Source organism: Terriglobales bacterium (genome assembly GCA_035561515.1).
Taxonomy (GTDB): Bacteria; Acidobacteriota; Terriglobia; order Terriglobales; family Acidobacteriaceae; genus DATMXP01.
On record DATMXP010000032.1, the window covers coordinates 1 to 2,430 of the forward strand.

Below are 2,430 nucleotides of genomic sequence, written 5' to 3' on the forward strand. Positions count from 1 at the left end.
GCCTTCGTCGAAACCTGCCGCATGATGGAAGACATGGCGCCGGCCGTCCTCTGGTTCGACGAAATCGAGATGGGTGTCACGTCGGCGGACTCGGGTGGGGAGCAGGGCAGGATTTTCGCGTTCTTCCTGACCTGGATGCAGGAGAAAGCGCGCGGGCTTTTCGTCGCCGCCACTGCAAACCGAATCGATCTTCTTCCCGCCGAGATGATTCGCAAGGGGCGTTTCGACGAGGTATTCTTCGTGGACTTACCGCTCGCCGAGGAACAGATCGAGATCTTTAACATTCACCTCGGCCGCCGAGGGGTGGATGCGGCTGGATTCGACCTGCGGGAGTTGATGCAATTTACCAACGGCTGGACCGGCGCGGAGATCGAGCAGTGCGTGATCTCGGCGGTGACGAAGGCACGGCTGGCGGACCGCGAGATCACCGAAGAGGATCTCATCAGCGTTGCTGCGAAGCTTGTTCCGTTATCGCGGACCATGAAGGAGCAGATCAGTCACATTCGAGCTTGGGCGTTCGAACGTGCCGTCCGCGCGTCGCCGCATCCGGCAGGCCGCTGACACCAACGCGCGGCGGCGCGCACCGGGTGACCACGTGAACTCGTGAATTGTATGGGCAGAGCTTTGCGAACCGACGACGAACTTAGCAGGCTGCTGAAATTCGAGCCAAACAAGTGACCTGAAGAATGTTGTGAGCGTCTTTGCTATATGCGCGGTGATGACCTCCAGCAGCACGAACTATTCAGCTACGGATCGCTTGAAGAGCGAGTGCCGGCCAATCATCCATTGCGTCCGATTCGCACCATGGTCGACGAAGCACTGAAGGCACTCGACGGTCGCTTCGACGAGATCTATGGCGAGGACGGGCGCAAGTCGATTCCGCCGGAACGCCTGTTACGCGCACTGCTGCTGCAGATGCTCTACACCATCCGCAGCGAGCGGATGCTTATGGAGCAACTCGAATATAACCTGCTGTTCCGCTGGTTTGTGGGGCTGTCGGTGAACGAGCCAGTCTGGCATCCGACGGTATTCACCAAGAACCGGGACCGGCTGCTGGAAGGTGCGGTGGCCGAGGAGTTCTTCTCCCTGATCGTCAATCAGGCGCGGCAGAAGCGACTGTTGAGCGACGAGCACTTCACTGTAGACGGCACGCTGGTGGAAGCCTGGGCCGGGCAGAAGAGCTTTCAGGCAAAGAAGGAAAACCCAACGACGAAATGGCCGCCATCGCAGGATGGCGGGAGCAATCCCACCGTCAACTTCCGCAAAGAGAAGCGTACCAATCAGACGCACCAGTCACTGACCGATCCTTCCGCGCGGCTGTTTAAGAAGAGCCGGGGAGCGGAAGCCAAGCTCGGCTATTTGGGGCATGTGGTAACGGAGAACCGCAATGGTTTGGTGGTGGACACGCGGTTGACGCTGGCGAGCGGAACGGCGGAGCGGGACGCCGCCGCGGCGATGATGGAGCACAAGCCGGCTGGAAAGCGAGTGACCCTGGGCGGAGATCGCGGCTACGACACCACGGCGTTCGTCGAGAAACTGCGCGCCTTGCAGGTTACCCCGCATGTAGCCCAGAACACGACCAACCGGCGAAGCGCAATTGATGCACGTACCACGCGGCGCGAAGGCTACGCGGTGAGCCAACGGAAACGGAAGCGAGTGGAGGAAGTCTTCGGCTGGCTGAAGACAGTCGCGCTGCAGCGCAAGACCAGATTCCGCGGGCCGGATCGAGTTGGTTGGATGTTCACCTTAGCGGCGGCCGCTTACAACCTGGTTCGAATGCGGAACCTGATGGCGCAGCCTGCCTGAGGGCCGGAGGGTGGAGCGCCGGCCGCAAGTTCCGGCGACTCCGCCGAGCCCTCACGGGCACATTCCTCCGAGCATCTTAACTCTCAACAGCCTTCCCGAACACCCCGGCGCAACCTACGAAGCCTCGCTTTTCAGCAGCCTGTTAGGGCCGCGGCCGGCCACGTCGCTTATGAGATCGAAACCATGCTCTTTGGGTGAGATACCTGGACTATGGCCATAGCTCTCCAGCGGTTCCGCCGGAGGGAAAAGAGAGGGACGTCTTTCTCGAGTCTTTTCTCATGCACTTCCGGAACCTGCGGGCGTTCCTTCGCCCCAAACTGCTGAAGGCAGAGCGCACTTGAGTTACTCGAGGCTGCCATACGACCGGGAAGACCAGAAAAGATGGAAAGTCTTGGACATGTGCAACGAAATGACCGCCTCGTTCGGTGACTTCCTCGGGCAACTGCCTCAATATCGGCGCGAGTGGTTCCTCCAGTCGCCTCGACTTAGGGAGGAGTTTCGCGCGACCTGTAAGTGTGCTTCCGTGCAAACAACCGCAAACGCCACAGCGAAACGGGGCGAACCAGATGACCGCTGTCTTTGATGTAAACGAATCAAGCAGAGTCGGCGCGTCCTAGCGTCACC

2 protein-coding genes are annotated in these 2,430 nt (G+C 60.1%); both read left to right on the plus strand.

Features of this window, described 5'->3' with window-relative positions; translation table 11 throughout:
- Positions 1-561 (plus strand): AAA family ATPase (locus VN577_15205; GenBank protein ID HWR16174.1); only part of this gene is annotated, 561 nt, incomplete at its 5' end.
- 147 nt (positions 562-708) lie between these two features.
- A complete protein-coding gene (locus VN577_15210) occupies positions 709-1,806 on the plus strand; it encodes an IS5 family transposase (GenBank protein ID HWR16175.1) in 1,098 nt (365 codons plus the stop codon).
- The last annotated feature ends 624 nt before the right edge of the window (positions 1,807-2,430 follow it).